The organism is Nibricoccus aquaticus (assembly GCF_002310495.1).
Taxonomy (GTDB): domain Bacteria; phylum Verrucomicrobiota; class Verrucomicrobiia; order Opitutales; family Opitutaceae; genus Nibricoccus; species Nibricoccus aquaticus.
Map to the genome: position 1 here is coordinate 335,398 of NZ_CP023344.1, position 25,869 is coordinate 361,266.

The window sequence follows — 25,869 nt, forward strand, 5'->3', positions numbered from 1 at the left end:
CAAACATGAAAACCAATTCTCAAGGCTCCATTCTTTCGGGTGTGCTGATGTCCACCCTCTTCGTCGCCATCATCTCTGCATCCGTGTTGAGCCTCATCAACACCCAGCGCCGCGTGAACCTCCAACGCGAGGTCCAGCTCCAGGCCAACGCCGCAGCAGAGACCGCCCTCGATTACGCCTACTCATATATCATCAACGATATTCAGCAAAACACCCTCGCCAACGCGGGCACCATCCCCTCGACCGGCTACAGAACTTTCACCTTTCCCACCGCCGTTGAGGACTTCCTCCTCGGCACCATCACCCTCCAGTCCGGCCTCCAGGCCAAACCCGGCGTCACCACACTCACCGGCCTTGAGGTCCGCGTCCTCGCTCCTCGCAATAAAAAGCGCTACCGCGTTGACGGCAAAGACCCCGCCAACGCCACCGACCCGAATAAAGATCAGTGGGTAAACGAAAGCCTCGTCCCCATCGTCGCCAGAATCACCGCCCGTCACGGCACCCAGGAGTACACCGCCTATGTCCACAAGGGCATCTCCTCCCGCGAAATCGCCCTCTTCCAGTACTCCATTTTCTTCCAGGGCCAGCTCCACCTCCACCGCGGCTTCCGCCCGATGGGTGGCGTTCACGCCAACGGCAACCTCTTCCTCAACGCCCACAACGGCGACGGTGCCATCTATAACGGTGCCGTCACTACCGCCGCTAACTTCTACCGCGGCTCTACCTTCGACAGCGGCGGCACCGGTGCCGACTCCTTCGGCTACACCCCCGTCAATGCCGCCGGCCAGCTCGACTTCACCATCGCCGGCGTGAACCCCGTCGCCACCGGCGGCTCCGGTGATCTAAAAATCTACACCGAAAGCCCCGGCAACGTGCACACATACGTGCCTCTCACCAACACCCTGGACAGCCGCCTCGTCTCGTGGAAAGACGACGCCACCGCTCTCTTCAAAGGTCACCTCGAAGACAAAGCCCACCTGGTCCCTGAGCTCACCCCCGTGGGCTCCGAAGGCTACCGCCAGGACGTCAAAGCCACCACCGGCGTCAATGAGTTCAACAACTCACCCTACGCTCTCATCGAGCCCAATCTCCCCGTCAGCCACGCCTCGCACAAAGCCACCTTGGAAAACTCCCTCCAGGCCAAGGCCAGCCTGATCTTCATCATCGAGCATAACGACCTCACTCCTGCAGCAAACCTGCGCACCACCGACGGAGTACCGCCCTCGGCTACAAGCTCCATTGCCGGAGTCGGCAGCGGCAACCCGCTGACCGCCAAAAACGACTATCTCATCGACCCCGACGACGACAACGTCATCGGCGGAAACGAACCCCGCATCTCCAACCCATGGAAAACATTCATCGTTCGCGCCTACAAAGTCTCGGCGACTTGGGATCGCAGCTTGGGCACAGACATTCATGGCCTCGATTCAGGCGGTAATCCTTATCTCATCGCCGTCCCCCTGCCCACCGGTGTCATCGGTGCCGCAAATGCGTCAGTCACTTCAATCGCAAGCGATGGCGTATTCGAAGACTTCGATGTGACCCTGACCGCCGCCTCGGCTAGCGCCTACACAGGGGCCGGGGTCGATCAGATTAAACTGATTCCATCAATTTCCTCCGTCGCCGCCAATCGCACCCTCATCAATCACAACGATCAACGCGTCAGGGTAGATAAAGGCCTCTTCGACTCCCGCATGGGTCGCGCCGTGGTCCCACTCACGATCGATATAGCGAAACTCAAGTACGTCCTCGAAGCCCCCATTGGTCTCCTCTCAGGTGCCGACCTCGATTTCCGCAACCAATTCAACCCAGCCCAAAACATCGGCACCGTGACCGCCCCGCGCACACTTTGGAACGGCCTCGTGTATGTGGAATTTCCCACCTCACTTAATCTTCAGAACGCCGCCGCCATCCTGCCCACCAACATCCTTCCCGTCACCGGTGCAGGCAACACTGGCAAAAGCCGGCGCTTCGACTACGGCGTGAAGGAGAAACGTCATCCTGACCGCTGGTTTATCACCGATCACGCATCCCGCGGCGACCGTGCGGACAGCATAGTCACTGCAACCAATCCGAAACCCGGCATCGTCCCCATCGCGCCAGAACTTCGTGATTACCCCGATTCCAATCACGTGACGCAGAGACCATACGGGCTGCTGCCTCCAACTTCGACCCTGCCCGTCGTCAACATCTTGGCCGCCGACTACGGTAAAACCTCCACTATCCTCAACGAGCGTTACGCCATCCCCGCCCTCCAGATCATCAATGGCCGCGAGCTGCCGCATCCAAATACCGGCAACGACGAGGAAGGCTTCACCATCGCCACCAACGGCCCCGTTTACCTCGTGGGTAACTATAACTCCGACGGCAACTATCTCACGGGCACTAGCATTACGAACTCCGCTCCCGATGCCTACTCTGAGAAAGATACCGCCATCACTGAGATTCCCGCCGCCATCTTCTGCGACACCTTCACTATTCTCTCCAACGGTTGGGGATGGAGCGACGCCACGGTCACCTTAAGTAATCGCAACCGCAGTTTCTACGGAGCCAATAATTCATCCACCGTCGCTAACGCCGAGCCCGGCCGTGTCGGCGGTCCTCCCGGCCGCCCCATCCGGATTCGTCCATTGTTCAGCCATCCGACAGCCAGAAAGAACGACGGAACCGTAGTCACTCATCCTGCCACTAGTAAATACGTCGAGATCTCCGCCTGCGTCGCCACTGGTGAATTCCCCATCTTCGAGTTCTTCACCCACTGCTTGGAAAACTGGGCCGGCAGCGGCGCCCCCACCCCCATCATTATCAAAGGCTCGATGGTCGGCATGTTTCACAGCGAACTCCAGCACATCAAACAGGCCTACGGCCGCAGTACCGGGTCCGACATCCAGGCCTACTGGCAGGAACACGGTGCCAACGCCTTCGTCTCCTCTCGCTACCACCGCATGCTCTACGAAGGGAATTTCCCGCCCGGAACCCCGATGGCTTACGTCACCTCTCCCCGAGAATTCCGCCTCCTCCGTCAGGGAGACGTTACCGACAACACAGTCATCAGCGACTCCGGCTTCTAAAATCAAACCGAGCCATTAGCCCCCAACCACCCCATCAGCCGCCCCGCCGCCCGCGCCCGGTGGCTGATCTGGTTCTTCAAAGCCTCGCCCAATTCGGCGAGGCTTTCTTTTTCCCCCACCGGCACGAACAACGGATCGTACCCAAAACCCGCCCCTCCCCGCGGCTCCACCAACAACGTCCCATACACCCGCTCCTCCACCACCTGCTCCACCCCGCCCGGCCCCAGCAACACCAGCACGCACACAAAATGCGCCCCACGTTTTCCGTCCGGCACCCCGCGCATCACTTCCACCAACTTCCTTAAATTCGCCGCCGGATTGCCCTCCGGCCCCGCGAAGTACGCCGACTCCACGCCCGGAGTTCCGCCCAGCGCATCGACACAAATCCCGCTATCATCCGCCAGCACCCACAGCGTGTCCTTGGAAACTGGCGACGCCTCCAGCTTCGCCCGCAACGCCACCGCCTTCTTCCGCGCGTTACCGACAAACGTCCCCGTGTCCTCAACCACTTCGGGCATCCCTCCCACCGCCTTCGCCGAGACAAACTCAACCGCCACGCCCCCCTCCGCCCGCGCCCGATCCGCGATCGCCTGAAACTCCTGCACCTTGTGCGCATTCCCCGACGCTAGATAGATCTTCATAAAAATTCTCTCTGCCGGAGCGGCTTCACGCCGCGATCCCTGGAGGGAAGACCTCCGTGTCGTCCGCCTTCTCCGAGGTAGGGCGGGTTAGCCCTAACCCGCCGGTTGGACATCGTCCGCTTTCCAGCTAACCGCGCCAGTTCATTGGTCATTGCGCCGCGCCCCCCTCATCCACCTGCATCCGCTGCGGATAAACCACCCGCCCGCGCATCAACTGATCGTCTCCGAAAACCTCGTGCCGCACGTCCGCCAGCCGCACCGCCTGCTCCAGCTTCTCCGTCCTCAACCCCGAAAACCCCGCCTTCGCCCGCTCATCGCCCAGCAACAACGGCGCCCGGTACATGAAATAATAATCCACCTCCCGCTCCTGCAAAAATTCACTCACCAGCTGCGCCCCGCCTTCGAGATACACCCCCGTGATTTTTTCCTCCACGCACTTCTTCCGAAACTCCGCGATCGGCACCCGCTGCGTCGCCGAAGGCAACGCCCACACTTGCACCCCCTGATCGCGCAGCTTCCGCACGTATCCGAGTCCCGCATGCTCCGTCGTCACCACGATCGTCCGCTCGCGAAATCCATCCGTATAAACCTGCGGCATCACCCGGTCCGACACCGACCGCAATAGTCCGTCGAAAACAAACCGCCACGGACACCACTCCTCCACACCTTCCACCCGCACCGTGAGCTTCGGATTGTCCTTCATCACCGTCCCTGCTCCCACCGCGATCGCCGGAAAAAGCCGCCGCCACTTCATCACATCCGCTCGCGCCAATTCCCCCGTGATCCACTTCGACTCACCTGTGCGCGTCGCGATCTTCCCATCCAGCGTCACCGCCGACTTCGCCGCGATGAGCGGCGTCCGCCGCGCGATCCAGTGATTAAAAATCAAATTCAAATCCGCGCATTCCCGCTCCAGCACGCCGCTGACGACCTCCACGCCCGCCTCACTCAACACGCCAAACCCGCGCCCCGCGTGCGCCACAAACGGATCAGTCGCCCCCACCACCACACGCGCGATCCCCGCCTCTTTAATCGCTTCGCAGCAAGCCCCCGTCCGCCCATGCGTCGAGCACGGCTCCAGCGTCACGTACAACACCGCCTTCGGCTTCGGCCTGCGTCCGAGCTTCGCGAGCGCCACCCGCTCCGCATGAGGCCCGCCATCCTGCGCGTGAAACCCCTCCGCCACGATCTCGTCATCCTCCACGATCACCGCCCCCACCAGCGGATTCGGATGCGTCATTCCCCACGCATTCCGCGCCAACTCCACCGCCCGCTTCATGAACTTTTCGTCGTTCGCACTCATGGCCGCACGTAAGGATTCCCACGCTTCTCCTTCGCCACCGTTGTCGTCCCTCCATGTCCCGGATACAGCACCGTTGCCTCCGGCAGCGTATAAATCTGCTCGCGGATCGACTTCTCCAGCAGCGGAAAACTCCCGCCCTCAAAATCCGTCCGCCCCACACTTCCCGCGAAAATCGCGTCCCCCACAAATGCCACGCCCTCCTTCGCGAAATAAAACAACACGCTCCCCGGACAATGCCCCGGCACATAACGCACCTCAGCCTCCGCCACCGCAGCCATCCGCTTCTCGCCCACCGTGAACCAGCCCTCCGGCTTCACCACTTTGAGTCCCAGCGGAAACCCCATCCGCGCCTCCACCACTTCCGGCTGCTCCATCATCGCACGATCCGCCTCGTGAGCAAAAACCTTCACCCCCGTCGCCGCCGCGATCTCCTCCACACCCTGGATGTGATCGAAATGCCCATGCGTCAGCCACACCTCCTTCAACACACATTTCTCCTTCTCCAAAATCTTCGCCACCATCGCCCACACCCCTAGCGGCGCATCAATCAAAACCGCCTCGCCCCCCGCCTCCGGCGTCAGCAAATACGCATTCGTCTGCACCATGCCAGCGGTCATCACATGAATCTTCATCGGTAATCACCGCAGCACACGATCACCGCCCTCGACGCGCAAGCCCGCTCTGAACTCCCGCACTTGCCAGTCAGTCCTTCTGCGGACAATCGCATCAGCGCGTCTCGTATGAATAACCACCCCGCGAGCGACCCCGCCGATCCGCTCCTCGTCAACGACCTCCACTCCGCGCTCAACCCCACCCGCGTCGCCCGTATCCTCACGCCTCGCGGCCTCGACGAAATCGTCGCGCTCGTCCGCGAGTCCATCACGGCCAATGCCGCACTCTCCCTCTGCGGCGGACGCCACGCCATGGGCGGCCAGCAATTCGGCACCGACACCTGGCTCGTCGATCTGAGTCATCACAACAACGTCCTCACCTTCGACACCGAGCGCGGTCTCCTCACCGCCGAGTCCGGCATTCAATGGCCCGCCATCATCGCCGCCTGCGCCGCCCACGCCCGCCCCGGCCAGCCCGCCTGGAGCATCCGCCAGAAACAAACCGGCGCCGACCGCCTCTCCCTCGGCGGCGCCCTCTCCGCCAATATCCACGGCCGCGGCCTCCGCTACCCGCCCATCGTCAGCGACGTCGAAGCATTCACGCTCATCGACGCCCGCGGCGACATCCGCCGCTGCTCGCGTAGTGAAAATCCGGATCTCTTCCGCCTCGTCATCGGCGGCTACGGTCTCTTCGGCATCATCGCCGACGTCACCCTGCGCCTCATCCCGCGCGCCAAAGTCGAGCGCCGCGTCGAGATCCTCACCCTCGACGCTCTCGTCCGCGTCCCCGAGGAACGCGACACCTCCACCTGGCTCTTCGGCGACTTCCAATACGCCATCGACGAAAACTCTCCCGACTTCCTGAAGCTCGGCGTCTTCTCCGCCTACCACCGCATCGCCGACGACGAGTCCGTCCCCGACGAACAAAAACAACTCCGCGCCGACGACTGGGAACGCCTCATCCACCTCGCCCACACCGACCGCGCCCGCGTCTTCCAGGAATACTCCCGCTATTATCTCTCCACCGACCGACAGCGCTACTGGAGCGACACCCACCAACTCAGCACCTACCTCGATCACTACCACGTCGCCCAGGATGAACGCTCCGGCCACGCCCACACCCACCGCGCGAGCGAGATGATCAGCGAGCTCTACGTTCCCCGCGCCTCCCTGACCGCCTTCATGGAAAAAGCCGCCGCGCTCCTCCGCACCTCCGGCATGGCCGTGATCTACGGCACCATCCGCCTCATCGAGCGCGACGAAGAAACCTTCCTCGCCTGGGCCCGCGAACCCTGGGCCTGCGTCATCTTCAATCTCCACGTCGATCACACGCCCGACGGACTCGCCCGCGCCGCCGACACGTTCCGAGCCCTCATCGACACCGCGCTCGCCTTCAATGGCAGCTACTTCCTCACCTACCACCGCTGGGCGCGCCGTGATCAGATCGAGCGCGCCTACCCGCAATTCCGCGAATTTCTCCGCCTCAAAGATCTCCATGATCCGCACCACCGCTTCCAAAGTGACTCGTGGCGCCACCACCGCACGCTCTTCGCCGCCCCCTCCGACACTTGAGCGTTCAATGTTGAGTGTTGAGAGTTAAGCGTTCCCCGGCTCGCGCCCCGCCTTTGCGTCTTCGCCCGCATGATCTCTGTGTCCCAACCCGTACTCCGCTCTACTCGCTACTAACTTTCCGCCTTCCCTCCCGCTACTCCCGCTCGCTAACGTCCGCCCTTTATGCCGACTCTTAAATTCGCCGTTCTTTCTGGAGACTACATCGGACCCGAGGTCATGACCGAGGCCCTGCGCGTGCTGGAGCACGTCGCGAAAAAAGAAAACCTCACGCTCTCCTACCAGCACGCCGACGTCGGCGGCGCCGGCATCGACAACCACGGCAAAGCCCTCCCCGACTCCACGCTCGCCACCTGCCAGCAGGCCGACGCCATTCTCTTCGGCTCCGTCGGCGGACCGAAATGGGAAAAGCTCCCGCCCAAAGAACAGCCCGAGCGCGCCGCCCTCCTCCCGCTCCGCAAGGCCTTCAATCTCTTCGCCAACATCCGCCCCGGACTCCTCTACAAAGACCTCGCCGACGCCTCCCCGCTCAAGTCCGAGCGCATCCCCAACGGCATCGACATCGTCTGCATCCGCGAACTCACCGGCGGCATCTACTTCGGCGCCAAGTCCACCATCACCCTCGAAAACGGCGAGCAGCAGGCCACCGACACGATGGTTTACAAAACCTCCGAGATCGAACGCATCGCCGAGGCCGCCGCCCAGACCGCACGCACGCGCAGCAAAAAAATCTGCTCCGTCGACAAGGCCAACGTCCTCGAAACCTCCGTCCTCTGGCGCAAGACCGTCACCGCCTACTTCGCGAAAAACCACCCCGACCTCGCGCTGAGCCACATGTACGTGGACAACGCCGCCATGCAGCTCGCGCGCGACCCGAACCAGTTCGACGTGCTCTTCACCGAAAACATGTTTGGCGACATCCTCTCCGACGAGATGGCCGTCATCTGCGGCTCGCTCGGCATGATGAGCTCCGCCTCCCTCGGCACGATCCAGAACTCCCACGGCAAACCCTTCGGCCTCTTCGAACCCGCCGGCGGCACCGCGCCCGACATTGCCGGCAAAGGCATCGCCAATCCCTGCGCGCAAATCCTCTCCGCCGCGCTCATGTTCCGCTACAGTTTCGGCCTCGACGCCATCGCCGCGAAGATCGAAGCCGCCGTCCGCAAGACCGTCACCGTGGACCTCGTCCGCACCGGCGACATCGCCTTCGGCAAACCCGCCGTCGGCACCAAAGCCATGGCCGACGCCATCATCAAAAACCTGTAGTTCAAATTAACCGCAGAGGCGCGGAGGATGGAATTAGAGTCAAAAGCTCTGACCGATAAAATCATCGCAGCCGCGATCGAGGTGCACCGCCACCTCGGTCCCGGCCTGCTGGAGTCTGCCTACGAGGTCTGCCTCGCCGACGAACTGGAGCGTTCCGGCTTCACTCTGCAACGCCAGATGCCGCTTCCAATCTCCTACAAAGGCCGCCAGCTCGACGCCGCCTATCGCCTCGATTTAGTCGTCAACAACTCAGTGCTCCTCGAACTCAAATCAGTCTCCCACCTGGAGCCTATCCACGAAGCTCAAGTCCTGACCTACCTCCGTCTCAGTCGACTCCCAATAGCTCTCCTCATCAATTTCAACGTCCCGTTACTCCGCCACGGCCTCAAACGTTTCGCCCTGACTCAGTCCCTTCCGAACTCCGCGCCCTCCACGCCTCCGCGGTGAAATAAAAAAATCGCTTCGCCCTCCTCCTAAAACGGCGCAGCCGACCCCGCCCGATCCAACGACGCCCTCACCACCCGCGTCAGCGTCGTCATGTCGAAAGGCTTCGGCAAAAAGTTCACGCCTTCTCTCAGCGCGAAATTCTTCCCCGCCATCTCCGGGCTGTATCCGCTCATATAAATCACCCGCAGCCCCGGCTGCTCCTGACGCAGCCGCAACGCCAGATCCACCCCACTGATCCCGCCCGGCATCACCACGTCGGTCAGCAGCAACTTGATCTTCCCGGTATGCTGAGCCCACGCCTCCAGCGCCTTCGCCCCATGCTCCGCCTCGATCACCTGATATCCCTGCCGCACAAGAGCGAACCGCGCCACCGCGCGCACCTCCGCTTCATCCTCCACCAATAAAATCATCTCTCCGCCCCCCGCCGCACCCGCCGGCTCCTCCAGCCCGACCACCACCGCCAGCGCCACCCCCTCCAGCGCCGGCACATGCACGTGGAAACGCGTCCCCGCGCCCACCACACTCTCCACCGAGATCCATCCGCGATGCTGCTGCACGATCCCGTACACCGTCGCCAGCCCTAGCCCCGTCCCCTTGCCAAACTCCTTCGTCGTGAAAAACGGCTCGAAGATCTTCGGGAGTGTCTCCGGAGGAATCCCCGTTCCCGTATCCGCCACCGTCAGACGCACAAAACTTCCCGCCCGCCCCTCCGGTCGTTTCCGCGCCGTCTCCGCGTCGATCTCCACCCGCGCCGTCTCGATCCTCAGGCGCCCACCCTTGGGCATCGCGTCGCGCGCATTCACCACGAGATTCAAAATCACCTGCTCCATCATCCCCGTGTCCGCCTGCACGCCGATCGCCCCCGGCGCGCACGCCAGCTCCACCGTCACATCCTCGCCCACGATCCGCCGCACCATGCTGCCCATGCCTTCGACCACTTCGTTGATGTTGAGATCGCGCAACTGCAGTACCTGCCTCCGGCTGAATGCCAGCAGCTGCCTCGTCAGGTTCGCCGCCCGATCCGCCGCCAGCGAAATATCCTCCAGCGATTGGTCTGTCTCCGGGTCGCGCGGCCCCGCGCATTGCAACAACGAGATCTGCCCCTTGATCACCGTCAGCAGATTATTGAAATCGTGCGCCACGCCACCCGACAGTTGCCCGATCGCCTCCATCTTCTGCACCTGGCGCAGCTGCTCCTCCAGCCGCTTGCGCTCCGTCATATCCATCACCATCGCCAGCGCACCCGCATAGCCGCCTTTCTCATCATGGATCGGCGACGCGCTGAGCGACGCCCACAGATCGGAGCCATCTTTGCACCGGAAACGAAAATCATGATCCTCCCGCAGCCCCCGTCTCCGCCGCGCGAGCACCTCATTCGCCTCCGCACGCGCAGCCTCGTCCATGAAATCGAAAACCTTCCGCCCGAGCATCTCCGCCTCCGACGCATAACCCAGCATCTCCGCCATCCGCCTGTTCACGAATGTCGTGCGATCTTCCGCGTCGATCAGCCAGATGCCCTCATGCGCCGTCTCCACGATCAATCGGTACTTCGCCTCGCTGTCTCGCAGTGCGACCTCCGCCTCCCGCTGCTCCGTCACATCCATGATCGTGCCTCCCGCTTTGATGCGATTCCCCTTCTCGTCGAAAATCGCCTCCACGATCGCGTCGAAATACCTCACCGGCCCGTGCGCCGGATTGGAGCGGAACTTCTCCGTCTTGATGGACCTGAGTACCGGCATCTCCGCCGCTGTATTGAGAATCATCGGACGATCGTCCGGATGCAGCATCTCCAGAAACTCCGGAAGCGGCGCCGGTCCCAGCGCTGGATCGCGGTTAAACATCCGGCACAGCTGCTCCGACCACCAGTTCTCCTTCGTCGCCATATCCGACTCCCAGCTCCCCATCTTCGCCCGCGCCTGCGCCGCCTTCAGCCGCACTTCGCTCTGCTTCAGCCGCTGCGTCGCCTCGCCCAACCGCTCCTCCGCCGTATGCCGCATGGTCACATCGCGCGTGAAGACCGCCACGCCTTCCGCCCTCGGGTAGATTCTGCCTTCAAACCATTTTTCCCACGGCGCGAAATACGCATCGAAGGTTCCCGCCTTCCGCGTCTGCGCGACCTGCAAACACGCCTTCTGATAATCGCTGCCGACCGTCTCCGGCACCGCCTCCCAAATCACCCGCCCCAGCAATTCCGACGCCGGCCTCCCTAACATCAACTCCGCCTGCCGGCTCACATGCGTGTACCGCCAGGCATGATCGAACAGGAAAAACGCCTCGCTCCCCCCCTCTAGCATCATCTCCAGCCGCTTCGCCTCCTCCTCGATTCCGGTCGTTTGCGCCTCCACCTCTCCGCTTTTCCGCATCTCTCCCCGCACCCACCAAAACAGCAGCCCCCCGCTCACGACCACGAAGAACCATCCTTTGTACGTCTGCACCACCGTCAGTGCCGTCGTCGTATTCCCCCAAAGCGCCATCACGATCTGGTCCGACAACAAAATCCACGCCCCCGCCACGACCATGTAGGCACCTGCGATGCGCCAGGCGATCCGTGCGGGATTTTTCGGATTCATCACAGTTAAAAAAAGACCCCGGCGAGGTGCCACCCAGTCTCAGCCGTCAAAGTCCTGTCCCCACCCAGACACCCTCCGTCGCCCCGCGCAAGACCCCGTTCGCTCGCCACACCCCGGCCCGCCCCTCCGGCAAACACCTCACCCCTCCAGACTCCGCCTGACCGTCTCCGCCGTCGTTCGCACCGAATGCGGCTTCATCATCAACTCACGGATGCCCAGCTCTCGAATCCGTTCCACCGTAAGCGTCCCCACATACCCCGTGGTCAGAATAACCGGCAGGCCCGGCCGGATGTGCAGGAGCTCTCGCACCAGCTCGATTCCCGTCATCCCCGGCATCGTTTGATCCGTCACCACCAGATCGAATCCACCCGGATTCTCCGCAAAAAGTCTGAGCGCCTCCCGCGGCACGCAGCAGATATCCACCGCGTAACCCAGCCGCTCGAGCATCTTCTGCCCCATCTCGGCCAGCGCCTGCTCGTCATCCACGTAGAGAATGCGCTGTCCGTTACCGCGCGGCACCGGAGCGCCCTCCACTTCCCCCAAAACCGGCATCGCCCCATGCGCCGGGAAATAGAGATGAAACGTCGTCCCTTCCCCCCGCTGACTATAAACGGTGATCGCTCCGTCATGCCCTTGCATGATGCCGTGCACCACCGCCAGCCCCAGACCCGTTCCCTCGCCCGGACCTTTGGTCGTGAAAAACGGCTCGAAAATCCGTGCCTGTGTCGCCTGGTCCATTCCGCTCCCCGTGTCGCTCACCGACAGCCGCACATACCGGCCCGGTCGCAACGCCGGCCGCGCCTGCACGAACTCACGATCTACATCGAAATCCTCCAACCGGATCTCCAGACGCCCTGCTTGATCTCTCATCGCATGCCACGCGTTGGTCCCAAGATTCATCAGCACTTGATGGATCTGTGTCGCATCCGCCAGCACGCTCGAGCACTCCCTCGCAGACAGGTATTTGATCTCAATCGTCGCCGGCAGCGTCGCCCGCAACAATGTCAGCACCTCGCCCACGATCGTCCCCATCTGCACCACCGACCGCTGCTGCGGCTGCTGACGGCTGAACGTTAAAATCTGCCTCACCAGCGATGTCGCCCGCCTCGCCGCTTTGACAATCGCATCAAGCGAATTACGCACAGCGTCATTTTCTCCCGCATCCATTTTTGCGATCTCGGAGTAACCGTAAATCGCCGTGAGGATGTTGTTGAAATCATGCGCCACGCCGCCCGCGAGCGTCCCGATCGCCTCCATTTTCTGCGAATGCCGGTACTGCTCCTCCAGTTGCTGCCGCTCGATGTATTGTCCGAGCTGCGTGCCGAGCGTCGCCAGCAGCGTCAGCATCTTTCCATCCGGCTGCACGCAGCGCGCGTTATAAAACTCCACCACCGCCAGCACCTCTCCCTGCCACAACACCGGGAAACCCATCCCGCTCTGCATCCCCGCCTCTTCCGCGATCTCCCGCCGCAGAAAAGCCGTGTCCTGCGACAGGCGCGAAATCCACGCCGGTGCCCGCGTCGCCCAGACCCTCCCCGGCAATCCCTGTCCCTGCACAAACACGCGCTTCCGGCTCTCCTCAGCGAAACGCTCCATCGCCCCGCGCGCCGAGGGCGCATGCCACAGCTCCACGCATTGCAGCACCTTCCCCGCTGTATCCACTTTCCAAAGCATGCCTGCGTCCCACCTCAGCATCCGGCAGATGATCTCTAGGATCTTCACTGCCGTCACCCGCAACGCCGCGCCATCCGCCAGCGCCCGCGTCACCGCATACTCCAGCTCCATCCGAATCTCCGCCTGCTTGCGTTCGGTGATATTCACGCCCGTCGTCAAAATGCAGGACTCCGTTCCGTCCTCCACGACCTCGGACGACAACAAAACGCTCAACGGCTCCCCCGTCCTCGTGTGCATGTCCATCTCATAGTTCAGCACTGAGTCCGTCGCTCCAATCAACGCCCGGTACCGGCTCAGCACGACCGGATCGACCAGGTTCAGCGCCAGCGACGTCTTCCCCACCGCCTCTTCACGCGGACACCGGAACAGCTCCGAGAACGCCCGGTTCACCTCCAGAATCACGCCATCGCTTTTCCGGCTGATCATGAGCGCCGCCGGACTTGAGTGAAATGCCTTGGAAAACCGCTCTTCACTCCGCTGCAAAGCCTCCGCCGCCGCCTTGCTTTCCCTCTTCTGGCGCCGGTCTTTCAACGCCTGCGTCACCGCCTGCCCAAGCCGTGCCAGCCGGTCCTTGAGCAGATAATCCACCGCCCCACGCTTGATGCACTCCACCGCCTTCTCGTCACCGATCGATCCCGAAACAACAATGCACGGGACATCCAGATCCCTGAGACGAACCTCATCGAGCGCCCGCAGCCCGTCGAACGCCGGAAGATTAAAGTCCGCCAGAATCAGATCCAGCGAAGCATCGAGCCGCGCGCAAAACCCCTCCTTGTCCTGAACGCGTTCCCACTCCGGCTCGAAGCCCGCCCGCTTCAACTCGCGCATCATGATCTCAGCGTCGACCGCCCGGTCCTCCAAAAGCAGGACCCGTATCTTTGCTTTCAAATGAGTTTCCTGCGGATTCATCGGGCGAAAAGAGCCGCTCCCTCAGCTCACGTTGTGATTCACCAGCAGCCAGTAATGACCGGCCTCCGCCACCGCTACGGAGAACTTCTCGAAATCCACCGGCTTCACAATGTAACTGTTCACCCGAAGCCGGTAGCTCTCGATCACATCGCGCTGCTCCTGTGACGACGTCAGCACCACCACCGGCACCATGCTGATCACCTCGTTCGCCCGGATCGCAGCCAGCACCTCCAGCCCGTTCATCTTCGGCAGCTTCAAATCGAGCAGCACCACCTTCGGCATCTGCTTCAGATCCCGCCCCGCATAAGCGCCCATGCCGGTCAGCCAGTCCAGCGCCTCCTGCCCGTCTTTCACATGAACTAGGTGATTGGCGAGGTGCCGCTTTTTCAACGCCCGCAACGTCAGCTCGGCATCGCGCGGATTGTCTTCGACCAGCAGGATTTCGACTTCGGAGGGAGTATTCATAAAATGGTTTCCGTGGCTTCCGGCAGAGTGAAATAAAACGTCGCGCCAGCCCCGAGTCGTCCCTCCGCCCAGACTTTGCCGCCGTGACGGTGGATGATCCGTTGCACCAAAGCCAGCCCTACGCCCGTTCCCTCAAATTCATCCTCACTATGCAGCCGCTGGAAAACGCCAAAAAGCTTCGCCCGGTATTTCTCATCAAAACCCACGCCATTGTCCTTCACATAAAACGTCGCCACCCCGCCCTCGCTCATCGCTCCCAGCTCGATCACCGGCTTTGCCTGGTGCGCGGTAAACTTAACCGCATTCCCGAGCAGATTGACGAGAACCTGCCGCAGCGTCGCGCGATCACCCGGCACCTTGGGCAGCGGTTTCAACACCAACTCCGGCGCATGCTTCACCGTCTCCGTGATGAGTCCGTCAAAAACGCTCTGCGCCAGATCGGCCATATCAACCACCGTCGCTTCAAGCTCCTTCCGGCTCATGCGCGAAAAACCCAGCAAATCGTCGATCAGCTGCCCCATCCGTTTCGATTCGCTGCAGATAATTGACAGCGCCCGGCGGCCTTCGTCATCCAGCCGCTCCGCACAATCCTCCTGCAAGATGCGCGCGAACCCGTCTATACCCCGTAGCGGTGCCCGCAAGTCATGCGAGACCGAATACGAGAACGCCTCCAGCTCCTTGTTAGCGGACTCCAGCTGGGCCGTCCTCAGCGTCACACGCTGCTCAAGCTCCGCATTGAGCTGACGAACCGCTTCCTCCGCCTGCTTCAGCGTCTCCACGTCGGTGTTCGTTCCAAACCACCTCACGATGCGCCCCTCCGAATCCCGCAACGGTTCCACCCGGGTTAAAAAGGTGCGGAATCGCCCATCCGCTCCTCGCAACGGGAACTCCATGTCGAGCGGCTTTCCGGCGGCAATCGCCGCTTCCCATCGCTCCATGACCGTGGGCAGCGCAGCGGGATGATGGACGCTCTGCCACCCCCACCCCTCCATCTGCTCTGGAACGGTGCCCGTGTACTCGTACCAGCGGCGGTTGTACCATGAAATAAACCCGTCGGGCCGCGCGATCCACGCCAGTTGCGGGATCGAATTAGCCATCGTCCGAAATTGCTCCTCATTCTCCCGCAGGGCCTGCTCCGCACGTTTTCGCTCGGTGATGTCGAGGTTGGTCCCAACCACCCACTCCACGTCACCCCGGCTATTCGTACGCACATCCTCAACCGCTTCGATCGTCCGCTCCTGTCCATCACGTCCCCGCTTGATTCCGAACTCACGAAAGCCGCGGGCCTTGTTCCGGACGGTTGCATGGAGTAACTCCTCCTGGCGCAAAAGATCCTGCGGCAGAACCGCGCCGCTCCATATGGAGTAAGGCACAATCCCGTCGGGCGTCGGAGGCACGCCGTAGACTCGAAACATCTGTGCATCCCATCGGATTTGATGAGTGTTTACGTTCCACTCCCAGATCCCGACACCCGTCGCCTCAGTGGCCAGACGCATCCTTTCCTCGTTTTCCCGCAAGGTATTTTCCACCCGCGTCCGCTCGGTGATGTCGCGGGCCACCTTCGAGGCACCGATGATTTTCCCCGAAGGATCTTTGATCGCGGACACGACGATAGAGACGTCAATCAAACGGCCGTCCTTGCGCACCCGCACCGTGTCGAAGTGCCTGACGCTCTCCCCGCTCCGGATGCGTTCGAGAATATCCCTCTCCTCGTGCTGCCGATCCGCAGGGATCAGCCGCGTAATCGGCTGCCCCAGTATCTCCGCGGCCGCATACCCGAAGATTTTTTCCGCCCCCGTGTTCCAACTGGTGACGACACCGGAAAGATCCTTGCCGATGATCGCATCTTCCGACGACTCGACGATCGCGGCCAGACGTGCCGCCGCGGCTTCCCCCCGCCTCTGCTCGCTCATATCCCGCAGTACGCTGAGCACACAGGCCTCGCCCTTCAAAGTGATCAGCCGGGACGACAGCGTGAAGTCCATCTCCCGGCCGTCAGCCATGCGGAGTTTGGTTTCATAGTTCAGGCATTCGCCGCGCTCGTTGATCGCCCGCATAAAGATCAACCGCTCCCCCTCGCTCACCCAGTTGGTATAAAACGGCGCCGGCTTGCCCACCACTTCGTGGGCCGTTCGCTGCCACAGGGAGCACAGCGCGTCGTTGGCCCGGACCACAGTGCGGTCGGACATCCGGGTGATCACCAGGCAGTCTGGGCTCATCAAAAATGCCTTCGAGAATAACTCCTCGCTTTCACGAAACGCCTCCTCCGCCCGCTTCCGCTCCGTGATGTCGGCCCGGATCGCCACATACTGCCGCGGTTTCCCTGCCTCGTCCAGAAACGGCACGATCGTGGTCGCCACCCAATAAAAGGACCCATCCTTCGCGCGATTTTTGATCTCACCGCGCCAGACCTCGCCCTTCGCGATGGTCGTCCACAAGTCGCGAATGAACGCTTTCGAGTGATGCCCCGAATTGATGATCCGGTGATCCCGTCCGATCAGCTCCTTCCTCGAATACTTTGAAATCGTGCAGAACTTGTCGTTCACGAAGGTGATTTTCCCCTGCGGATCGGTGATCGCCACGATCGCGTGCTCATCGAGCGCCGCCCGCAGATCCGCCACTTCCCGGGACGACACGCTCAACTCCTGCTCCGTGCGTCTGCTCTCGGCAAACTGCCTCAACAAATCCTCGTTCGCACCATTCAACTGCGCGGTGCGCTCCGCCACCCGCTGCTCCAGTTCCGCGTTCAGCGTGCGCAGACTCTCCTCCGCCTGCCGCCGCTGCGCCACTTCCTGCCCCAGCGCCAGGTTCAGCCGCTTCAGCTCACCCGGAGTCGGCAGCGTGACCAACACCGGCAGCAGCCTCATCAATAAAATCGCCGTCAACACCGACACCGCCGCCGTCACCGCTTTGAGCCCGCCCGCCAGCCAGTACTCCGCATGCCAGATGTTCCAGATCTCCAGCACATGCGTCGTCCCGCACGCGATGATGAACGCCGCAAAACACACCAGCATCCACCCGAAATCCATCTCACGCCGCTTCCTCACAAAATAAACCAGCGCCACCGGGATCGAGTAATACGCCAGCGCGATGAACGCATCCGCCACCGCGTGCAACCACACCAGCCCCGGCGTCCATTGGTAACAATGTCCGTGCGGCATGAATCCCGCCTTCGTGCAAAAATTGCCCCACCAGTCGTTCATGGCTCCTGCCCCCCGGTTCTCACCGCCAGCGCCCGCCACAACTTGTCGGGATTGGAATACGCAGCGTTCATATCTTGTCGGCTGCGCGCTGCTCGACCGCTCTGCGCCCCGCCTGCGCGCCCGGCTCCGATTTGAACAACGCCCAGGTCATGTTCAGCCCCGCCGTGACTTTGCTGAAGTTCTCGAATCCCACCGGCTTCACCAGGTACGCCTCCGCCCCCAGCCGCAGACATTCCTCCACATCCCGATGCAGTCGCGAAGCCGTCAATACAACGACAGGGACATTTCGCGTCGCCGGCTCCTCCTTGATCCGCCGCAAGACCTCGAGGCCCGAAACCTTCGGCAGATGCAGATCGAGCAGCACCAGCGCGGGCAGCTCATTCGGACTCCGTTCCGCAAACGCCCCTTCGCGCGAAAGATAATCCAGCGCCTGCGCGCCGTCCTTCACCGTGTACACCGGATTGGTGAATTTCGCCTTCTTAAAAGCCCGGACCGCCAGCTGCGCATCCACCACACTATCCTCCACCATCAAAATTTCTCCCAGCCCCGCTTTCGCCACAACGTTTGCGACCCCGACCTCCTCCCCGCTCGCTCTCGCCAGCAAGCTCGCGATGGGCACCTCCAGCGCCTTGGCCAGCGCCTCCACGCTCTTCAACGTCAGGTTCCGCGCGCCACGCTCGATATCCGTGATGTACGTCCGGTGAAGGCCCGCCCGCCAGCCGAGTTCCTCCTGCGTGATTCCCAGGCTCTCGCGCGAGGCTCGCACGGCCGCGCCAAACTGGACTTGCAGGGGAACAATACGCCTCGGGGGGTAGTTTCGTTTCGCCACGTTCATGTCGAGGGTAACACCGAAGTCCACAGACTCTAAGTGACATTCGCCTCTGGGAAACCTGTGCCACCTGCCACGGCTGAACTTCACTGACCCACAGTATCGCCACCCCCGTCCGGACTGCAAGCGCCCCGGTCACTTCCCCTCCTGCCTCCCTGCGACGTGAAGGCATCTCCCTCCCCAAAATCTCCTTCCCCCAAGCGCACCCACCCTCTTTGCTCCCCCTTCCCATTTTTCCCGACCACCCAGCGCGCCGCCCTCCGTACTCCGACCTACTCGCCACCCGCCGCCTCCGTTTCCGACTCTCACTCGTCACCTTTCCCTCTTCACTCTTCCTCCATGACCTCCGCCGAGATCCGCCAGAGCTTCCTCGATTTCTTCGCCTCAAAAGGCCACACGATCGTCCCTTCGTCGTCGCTCCTGCCCGACTCCCCCGGACTCCTCTTCACCAACGCCGGCATGAACCAGTTCGTGCCCATCTTCCTCGGTGACCGCGCCCCCGACGTCTCCAAATGGGCCGGCGCCCGCCCCTCGAAAGACACCCGCGCCGCCGACACCCAGAAATGCATCCGCGCCGGCGGCAAACACAACGACCTCGAAGACGTCGGCTACGACACTTACCACCACACGCTCTTCGAGATGCTCGGCAACTGGTCCTTCGGCGACTACTTCAAAAAAGAGTCACTCACCTGGGGCTGGGAACTCCTCACCAAAGTCTGGGGCATCCCCGCCAAACGCCTCTTCGCCACCGTCTACGCCCCCAAGCCCGGCGACCCCTCCGAATTCGACCACGAAGCCGCCGCCATCTGGACCGAACTCTTCAAAAAAGAAGGCCTCGATCCCGCCATCCACATCGTCCACGGCAACCGCAAGGATAACTTCTGGCAGATGGGCGACACCGGCCCCTGCGGCCCTTGCTCCGAGATCCATTTCAACCTCCTCCCCTCCGACGACGAAGCCGCCGGCCGCAAAGGCGTGAACTCCTCCAGCCCCCGCTGCATCGAGATCTGGAATCACGTCTTCATCCAGTTCAACGCCAACGCCGACGGCACCTTCTCCCCCCTCGCCGCCAAACACGTCGACACCGGCATGGGCTTCGAACGCGTCGCCGGCATCATGGCCACGACGAAAAACTTCACCGACTTCTCCCCCGAGCCCTCCAACTACAACGCCGACGTCTTCAAACCCCTCTTCGACAAAGTCACCGAACTCTCCGGCAAAACCTTCCAAGGCACCGTCCCCGAAAAACGCGAAGGCCTCAGCGAACAAGAGAACATCGACATCGCCTTCCGCGTCCTCGCCGACCACGCCCGCACCATCAGTTGCTCCATCGCCGACGGCATTCTTCCGGGCAACGAAGGCCGCAACTACGTCATCCGCCGCATCCTCCGCCGCGGCATTTTGTACGGCAAAAAACTCGGCCTCAAAGTCGGCTTCTTCGAACAACTCGTCGCCCCCGTCGTCGAGTCCCTCGGCAACGTCTTCCCCGAACTGAAGCAACAACAAGACCTCGTCCGTCGTGTGATTAAATCCGAAGAAGAATCCTTCGGCCGCACGCTCGATCGCGGGCTAGAACAATTTGAACAGGGTTTGCTCGGCGAACTTTCGCGCTTGATCGGCGAAAAATATCCAACCGGCTCGCTCGAGGTCAGCTACCGTGGACGGCAGCATGCGCATGTCCGACTGACGAACAAAGAGGAACCACCGAAGAAGCATTTCGCTCTCAAGGACCCGCTTCAATCATCGCTATCGGAACACCGTATCTCTGCTGCCGTGTTCCCTGGCAAAGCCGCCTTCGAGCTCTACGACACCTTCGGCTTCCCCCTCGACATGACGCAGTTGCTCGCTACCGAGCGCGGCCTCACCGTCGACACCACCGAGTTCGAACGCTTGATGGAGCAGCAGAAAGAACGCGGCCGCGCCTCGACGAAAAAGGAAATCGTCGTTGCCGCCACTGAAGGCGCTGAATCCGCCGCCTACGAAGCCTCGCTCTTCACCGGCTACACGATCGACACCACCAAACCCGTCGACGCCATCCTCACCGACATCGTCAAGACCGACAAAGACACCTTCGTCGTCTTCGACCGCACACCCTTCTACGCCGAGATGGGCGGACAAGCCGGCGACACCGGCACCGCCGTCATCGCCGGCCAGACCGTCGAGATCACCGACACGATCAAAGACAAATCTGGCCGCTACCTCCACAAGCTCGCCTCTGCTCCCGCGCAGCTCCCCGCCGCCGGTGCGACCGCGCACCTCACCGTCGAAAACTCCCGCCGCCGCGCCATCAGCCGCCACCACAGCGCCGCGCACTTGATCCACTGGGCGCTCCGCAAAGTCCTCGGCACCCACGTCCGCCAGGCCGGCACCTCGAAGACGCCCGACCGCATGCGCTTCGACTTCTCCCACTTCGAAGCCGTCACCCCCGCGCAACTCCGCGAAGTCGAGCAGCTCGTCAACGAGAAGGTCCTCGATAACGCCAAAGTCGAAACCTACGAAACCGAATTCGACAAAAAACCCGAAGGCACCCTCGCCTTCTTCGGCGACAAGTACGGCAAATTCGTCCGCGTCGTCGACATCGGCGGCTACAGCCGCGAACTCTGCGGCGGCACCCACGTTTCCACGACCGGCGAAATCGGCCTCATCAAAGTCGTCAGCGAAGCCGCCATCGCCGCCGGCACCCGCCGCATCGAAGCCGTCGCCGGCCAGGCCGCCCTCGACTACATCGCCCAACGCGAAGCCGCCCTCACCGCCGTCTCCACCGCGCTCGCCGCCAGCCCGCTCGAAGTCGCCAAGAAACTCGAATCCCTCCTCGCCCAGCAGAAGGAAACCGAGAAGCAGCTGAAGGTCTTCCAACAAAAAGCCATCAACGAACTCGCCGCCGAACTCGCGTCGAAAGCGGCCGATCGCGACGGCCTTAAATTCGTCAGCGCCGTCGTCACGGTCGACGCCCCCGAAACCCTCCGCAGCCTCGGCAGCCAGGTCCTCGCCAAACTCGGCGAAGGCGTGGTCCAGCTCGGCGCCGTCGTCGCTCCCGACAAAGTCTCCCTCGTCGCATTTGCGTCACCCGCCGCGATCAAAGCCGGCCACCAAGCTGGCAAAATCATCGCCGACCTGTCCGGAAAACTCGGCGGCAAAGGCGGCGGCAAACCCGACTTCGCCATGGGCGGCGGCAAAGACACCGCCAAACTCCCCGAAGTCCTCAAAGGTTGACACGCCGCTGTGCGGAATATGGGACCAACAAAAAACTCAGCTTATGAAGTTTCAACGGATTGAATTTTCATGGCGCGCAGCGTTCATCGGTTTCTACCTGACTCCGGAGCGCGACAAGCTCTGGGTGACGCTGCTACCGTTCGCGCCGCTTTATTTCAAAAAAGTTAAGCCTCAGACATGAACGGACGTAAACTCCGTTCCTGAATCTGACGAAGCCACCCGCGAAGACGCAAAGACCTGAACCTTCCCATTCGGACTCTTTGCTTCCTCCCTTTGCAGCTTAGCGCCTTCGCGATTCAATTCCTCACTTCGCATCCGACCTTAGCGTCTTTGCGTCTTCGCGCTTAACTCACCGACGCATACCTTCCGCCCGTATCGTTCACTCACCATGATTTCCTACGCCACACCCGATCTCACCCAACACCCGCCCCGCAGCCCGCGCGTTCAACTCGGCGGCTACATCGTCCTCCCCCGCATCATCGACAAAGCCCGCGCCCACGCCGCCGGCAAAACCGGCGAATTCAAATACAACAACCCCCTCGATAAACGCCTCTTCACCTTCGCCGGCATCGACGCCGACGCCTTCCTCGCCGCCGCCAAATCCGGCCTGAGCGACACCGAAATGCTCGCGTGGTTTAACCAAAACTCCGCCAACAAGCGCACCGACTTCGAAATCGCCACCTGGTCCAACTGGCTGCTCAACCTCCCTCCGGGCGATGCCGTCCGCCATCAGATGGCCGCGGATCTCATCAAAGAAAAAGCACCCGGCCGCGAAGACATCCGCACCCTCTTCGACCGCCTCGACCTCGACGACTACCTCACCTTCGGCGGCCGCCCCTGAGTGAGAGTTTTTGAACCACAGAGAAACAGAGTTCACAGAGAAAAGACCGGGCCCTTTTCCGCGCTCTCTCCTCTTATCTGATTGTTCTCCGCCTCCGTTCTCCGCGCCCTCCGCGCCTCCGCGGTAAACTAAAATCCGACTCCGTCCTTCGCCCCGCCCTTGGCGCCATCGCGTCTTCGCGATTCACCCCAACCCGCTTCCCCCAGTTCGATGGAGGCGCGACGCGCCCGTCGCGCCTAACCGCATCGCGATTCACGCCCAAAGCACACCGGAGACATCGCGCCTTCAACAAACAACCTCTCCCTCCGATATCCGGTCCCCATCTGTGCTATCTGTGGTTAAAAAAATTCCGACCTCCTCCACCCCGCTCCAGCCTTGGCCTCTTCGCATCTTCGCAATTCCCCCAACCACCGCTCTCCATCCATCCGGATCTGTGCCATCTGTGGTTAAAAAATCCGGACCAAACTACTCCAGCCGCCGCCCCGCCCCATAGTTCACCGTGTAAGGCCGTGCCTGCACGATCACCACGTGCGCATCCTCACCCGCGAGCAGGAACTCCACATCCACCGCGTTCACCGTCCCACCCCAACGCGGTCTCATCTCGTCATGGATTTTCCCGAGCACCTTCGCCAGCTCCGCGATCTGCTTCTCGCTCAAGATCGCCTTCCCGCCCGTCCGCGAACTCCGCGCCAGCACCTCGCTTTCCACGTCCTCGCTATACGTGTAGATTAAAACCTGCTCGGGAACTTCATCGCCATGCGCGCCTGTCACGCTCCCTCCGCGCGTCTGCACATTCACCAAAAATCCCGGCCGCCCCTCCGTGAACGGATTTGCCGTGATCGCCACGCCATTCGCCAATGCCCCATCGACGAACGGCTGCGCCAGAATCGCCATCGCCACGCGCCGGTGATCCACCCGATACCACGAACGCTCCTCAAACGCGCCCGCCAACCACACGCTCGCCCACACCTCGCGAATCGCCTTCGCCAGCTGCTCCGGCGTCGCGCCCGCCTTCACCACGACCGAGCGATACAGCCCCGCGCCGCTGAACCCCGCCAGATCCTCCGCATTCGTGCTCGAGCGCAAAATCCATTTCGCCGTCGGCGCCGTCGCCTGGATCTTCGCATGAACGCTCGCGAGCAACTCCGCATCCACCTCCTTCGTTTCGATCAACGCGCGCGCCTCCGCCAGCCGCGCCGTCCGCCCCGCGACATCCACCAGCATCGCCTCATCCATCAACAAGCCATCCACACACCGCTCCGCCCCCGTCGCCCGAAAATGCTTCAGATAATGCGCCATCGGAATCACGAACCCGCCCGGCGTCCGCACCTCTTTTCCCAGCCGCCCGACCTGCGCGAGTTGCGCCGCCTTCGCCCCCGCAAAATCCGCGTCATACAAACTCAGCTCCTTCAAATCCGACAACTTCACCGGCTTGCGATCCAGCTTCGGAATCAACGCCTCGCTCGGCCGCCGCTGCTTCCAGCTCGTCTCCGCCTCGCTCAACGACACCTCCCGCAACCCAAACTCCTGCGGCCCGACCGACAACTCCACCAACTTCCCCTCCAGCCTCGCCACATCCGCATAATCTAGCGCACCGCGCAGTCCCATATTCGGCGTCTTCCGTCCCGCACAAAGCACCGCGATATGTCCGAGTGGGGCTTGCAACGGCTGCGAGATCACCGCCGCCGAAACCGGAATCTCCTCCGGCAACTGCTCCAGCACCAAAATCTGATCCGGCCGCACCGAGCCCGGCTCAAGCGCCCCGCGCACGATCCGCAAATACCCGCACGCCTTCCCTTCCGTCAGCGGCTGATACTTCACACCCGCAAAAACTTCCTCGGTCGAAACCACAGCCAACTTATCCCGCACCGCCTTCGTCAGCTCTTCGTGCAACCCCGACAGCGGCCGATACCGCAGCCGATCCCCGATCCACAGCGCGCCGCGCAGCTGCTGATAAAGCGCCAGCACTTTTTCCCCCGCGAGCGTGTCTCCACCGATCATCTCCAACGTCCAAAGATCCCCATCCAGATAATGAACGATCGAACCCAGCTCGAAGCGTCGATCCTCCCGCCGGTACTCACGGACATTAAAAACCGCATGCGACTCCACCGGCCGCCTCAGCGTCGATAGCTTCTCCGCCGCAAACGCGTAGTGCATATCGTACCGCTCCGAATCCACAAACCACAGCGTCCTCCCCGTCTCCCGATCGAGGAGAAACTTCACGACCTCCGTCCGCGCGACCGTCTGCGACGCCGGCCTCGCCGCCATCTTCGCCCACGCCTCCGCACTTTCGATGGTGTGTACCGATTCAATACGCCCTGCCACCTCGCCCGGTTTCGCCAAAGGCCGCACCGCTCTGCGCGCAACGACTTCGTTCGCCCCCACCGGCGCGCCTGCGGCCACCGCCGTCAATCCAGCCAGTCCCAGTCCCACGCCAGCAGCCAAAACCAACACGACCAGACTTCTCATATTTACGGAGAGCAGACGGATGCCGGCGTTCATGCTTAACGAACTACCCCGCGCTCATTATTCCGACAAGCGGCAACCCGACTTGGCAATTTCCCGCGTAGACACACCTTGCCTCGCATCGTCATCCCGCTCTCAACTTTCACCCGTCACTCTTCACCCTTCCACTTTTCTCCATGTCCCTCACACCCGAGCAAAAACAGACCGTAGCCTCCTGGGTCGCCGCTGGCGACAACCTCTCCGCGATCCAGAAAAAACTCTCCGAGCAGCTCAAAATCTCCATGACCTACATGGACGTCCGCTTCCTCGTCGATGACCTCGACCTCTCGCTCAAAGACGCCGCCCCCAAAGTCGACACCTCTGACGTCTCCAAAGCCCAGTCCGCGAAGCCAAAATCTCCCGCCGCCAAAACCCCGCCCGCCGGAGCCAGCGGCCCTGCCGTTGCCGACCAAGACGTACCGGCCGATCTCGAAGACGGCGAACTCGCCGAAGACCCCAACGCCTTCCCCGAAGAGACTATCCCCGGCAACGTCACCGTCGAAGTAAACAAGGTGAACTTGATTCCCGGAGCACTCGCGAGCGGCACGGTCACCTTCAGCGACGGCGTCACCGCCGACTGGATCGTCGATAATCAAGGCCGCCCCGGCTTCACCAAAGTCAGCCAGCCCGGTTATCGCCCGACGCCGCAAGACGGCCAGGCCTTCATGCAAGAACTCAGCGCCGCTCTGCAAAAGCAGGGTTACTAAACCACGCGCACGTTTTCCTAAACGCGCTGCTCACCCACAAAAAAG

17 protein-coding genes are annotated in these 25,869 nt (G+C 62.0%); 8 read left to right on the forward strand and 9 right to left on the reverse strand.

Features of this window, described 5'->3' with window-relative positions; translation table 11 throughout:
* The first annotated feature begins 5 nt into the window (after positions 1-5).
* A complete protein-coding gene (locus CMV30_RS01440; protein WP_096054370.1) occupies positions 6-3,071 on the forward strand; it encodes a hypothetical protein in 3,066 nt (1,021 codons plus the stop codon).
* 2 nt (positions 3,072-3,073) lie between these two features.
* On the opposite strand, the gene CMV30_RS01445 is transcribed toward CMV30_RS01440, so the two are convergent.
* The 3 genes from CMV30_RS01445 to CMV30_RS01455 all read right to left on the reverse strand — a co-directional run bounded on the left by CMV30_RS01445 (position 3,074) and on the right by CMV30_RS01455 (position 5,632).
* Entirely contained in the window at positions 3,074-3,712 is a 639-nt protein-coding gene (locus CMV30_RS01445; RefSeq protein WP_096054371.1) for a non-canonical purine NTP pyrophosphatase, read from the reverse strand.
* A 148-nt stretch (positions 3,713-3,860) separates the two neighbouring features.
* Entirely contained in the window at positions 3,861-5,015 is a 1,155-nt protein-coding gene (gene ribD / locus CMV30_RS01450) for a bifunctional diaminohydroxyphosphoribosylaminopyrimidine deaminase/5-amino-6-(5-phosphoribosylamino)uracil reductase RibD (protein WP_217494439.1), read from the reverse strand.
* Positions 5,012-5,632 carry an MBL fold metallo-hydrolase gene (locus CMV30_RS01455; RefSeq protein WP_245844367.1) on the reverse strand — a complete coding sequence of 207 codons (621 nt, stop codon included), beginning with the start codon at positions 5,630-5,632 and terminating at the stop codon, positions 5,012-5,014. The genes ribD and CMV30_RS01455 overlap by 4 nt, the downstream gene beginning before the upstream one ends.
* Before the next feature lie 123 nt (positions 5,633-5,755).
* Here CMV30_RS01455 and CMV30_RS01460 point away from each other — a divergent pair, with 123 nt between their 5' ends.
* From CMV30_RS01460 to CMV30_RS01470, 3 genes are all read left to right on the forward strand, one after another.
* Positions 5,756-7,198, forward strand: coding sequence for an FAD-binding oxidoreductase (locus CMV30_RS01460; RefSeq protein WP_096054373.1), 1,443 nt, complete (start codon positions 5,756-5,758; stop codon positions 7,196-7,198).
* A 162-nt stretch (positions 7,199-7,360) separates the two neighbouring features.
* Positions 7,361-8,461 (forward strand): 3-isopropylmalate dehydrogenase, encoded by a 1,101-nt coding sequence (gene leuB, locus CMV30_RS01465; protein WP_096054374.1) that lies wholly within the window; start codon positions 7,361-7,363, stop codon positions 8,459-8,461.
* Positions 8,462-8,488: 27 nt separating this feature from the next.
* Entirely contained in the window at positions 8,489-8,908 is a 420-nt protein-coding gene (locus tag CMV30_RS01470; protein ID WP_096054375.1) for a GxxExxY protein, read from the forward strand.
* 26 nt (positions 8,909-8,934) lie between these two features.
* Here the strand turns inward: CMV30_RS01470 and CMV30_RS01475 are convergent, their stop codons facing one another.
* The 5 genes from CMV30_RS01475 to CMV30_RS20585 form a co-directional block, all read right to left on the reverse strand.
* Positions 8,935-11,478 carry a PAS domain S-box protein gene (locus CMV30_RS01475; RefSeq protein ID WP_096054376.1) on the reverse strand — a complete coding sequence of 848 codons (2,544 nt, stop codon included), beginning with the start codon at positions 11,476-11,478 and terminating at the stop codon, positions 8,935-8,937.
* A 138-nt stretch (positions 11,479-11,616) separates the two neighbouring features.
* Positions 11,617-14,061: a response regulator gene (locus CMV30_RS01480; RefSeq protein ID WP_096054377.1), complete on the reverse strand. Its 2,445-nt coding sequence runs from the start codon at positions 14,059-14,061 to the stop codon at positions 11,617-11,619.
* 21 nt (positions 14,062-14,082) lie between these two features.
* Entirely contained in the window at positions 14,083-14,526 is a 444-nt protein-coding gene (locus CMV30_RS01485; protein ID WP_096054378.1) for a response regulator, read from the reverse strand.
* Positions 14,523-17,729: a PAS domain S-box protein gene (locus tag CMV30_RS01490; RefSeq protein ID WP_096054379.1), complete on the reverse strand. Its 3,207-nt coding sequence runs from the start codon at positions 17,727-17,729 to the stop codon at positions 14,523-14,525. The genes CMV30_RS01485 and CMV30_RS01490 overlap by 4 nt, the downstream gene beginning before the upstream one ends.
* A 67-nt stretch (positions 17,730-17,796) precedes the next feature.
* Positions 17,797-18,564, reverse strand: coding sequence for a response regulator (locus CMV30_RS20585; RefSeq protein ID WP_138223064.1), 768 nt, complete (start codon positions 18,562-18,564; stop codon positions 17,797-17,799).
* A 333-nt stretch (positions 18,565-18,897) separates the two neighbouring features.
* On the opposite strand from CMV30_RS20585, the gene alaS reads away from it, so the two are divergent.
* From alaS to CMV30_RS01505, 3 genes are all read left to right on the forward strand, one after another.
* Positions 18,898-21,771, forward strand: a complete 2,874-nt coding sequence (gene alaS / locus CMV30_RS01500) for an alanine--tRNA ligase (RefSeq protein ID WP_096054381.1) — start codon at positions 18,898-18,900, stop codon at positions 21,769-21,771.
* Between the two features lie 43 nt (positions 21,772-21,814).
* Positions 21,815-21,952 (forward strand): hypothetical protein, encoded by a 138-nt coding sequence (locus CMV30_RS19685; protein ID WP_175414688.1) that lies wholly within the window; start codon positions 21,815-21,817, stop codon positions 21,950-21,952.
* A 207-nt stretch (positions 21,953-22,159) separates the two neighbouring features.
* Positions 22,160-22,612 carry a DUF5069 domain-containing protein gene (locus tag CMV30_RS01505; protein WP_096054382.1) on the forward strand — a complete coding sequence of 151 codons (453 nt, stop codon included), beginning with the start codon at positions 22,160-22,162 and terminating at the stop codon, positions 22,610-22,612.
* A 465-nt stretch (positions 22,613-23,077) separates the two neighbouring features.
* Here CMV30_RS01505 and CMV30_RS01510 read toward each other — a convergent pair whose 3' ends face one another.
* Positions 23,078-25,114 (reverse strand): PEP/pyruvate-binding domain-containing protein, encoded by a 2,037-nt coding sequence (locus CMV30_RS01510; RefSeq protein WP_096054383.1) that lies wholly within the window; start codon positions 25,112-25,114, stop codon positions 23,078-23,080.
* Between the two features lie 140 nt (positions 25,115-25,254).
* Between CMV30_RS01510 and CMV30_RS01515 the strand changes: the two genes are divergently transcribed.
* Positions 25,255-25,824 carry a hypothetical protein gene (locus CMV30_RS01515; protein WP_096054384.1) on the forward strand — a complete coding sequence of 190 codons (570 nt, stop codon included), beginning with the start codon at positions 25,255-25,257 and terminating at the stop codon, positions 25,822-25,824.
* Positions 25,825-25,869: the final 45 nt, after the last annotated feature.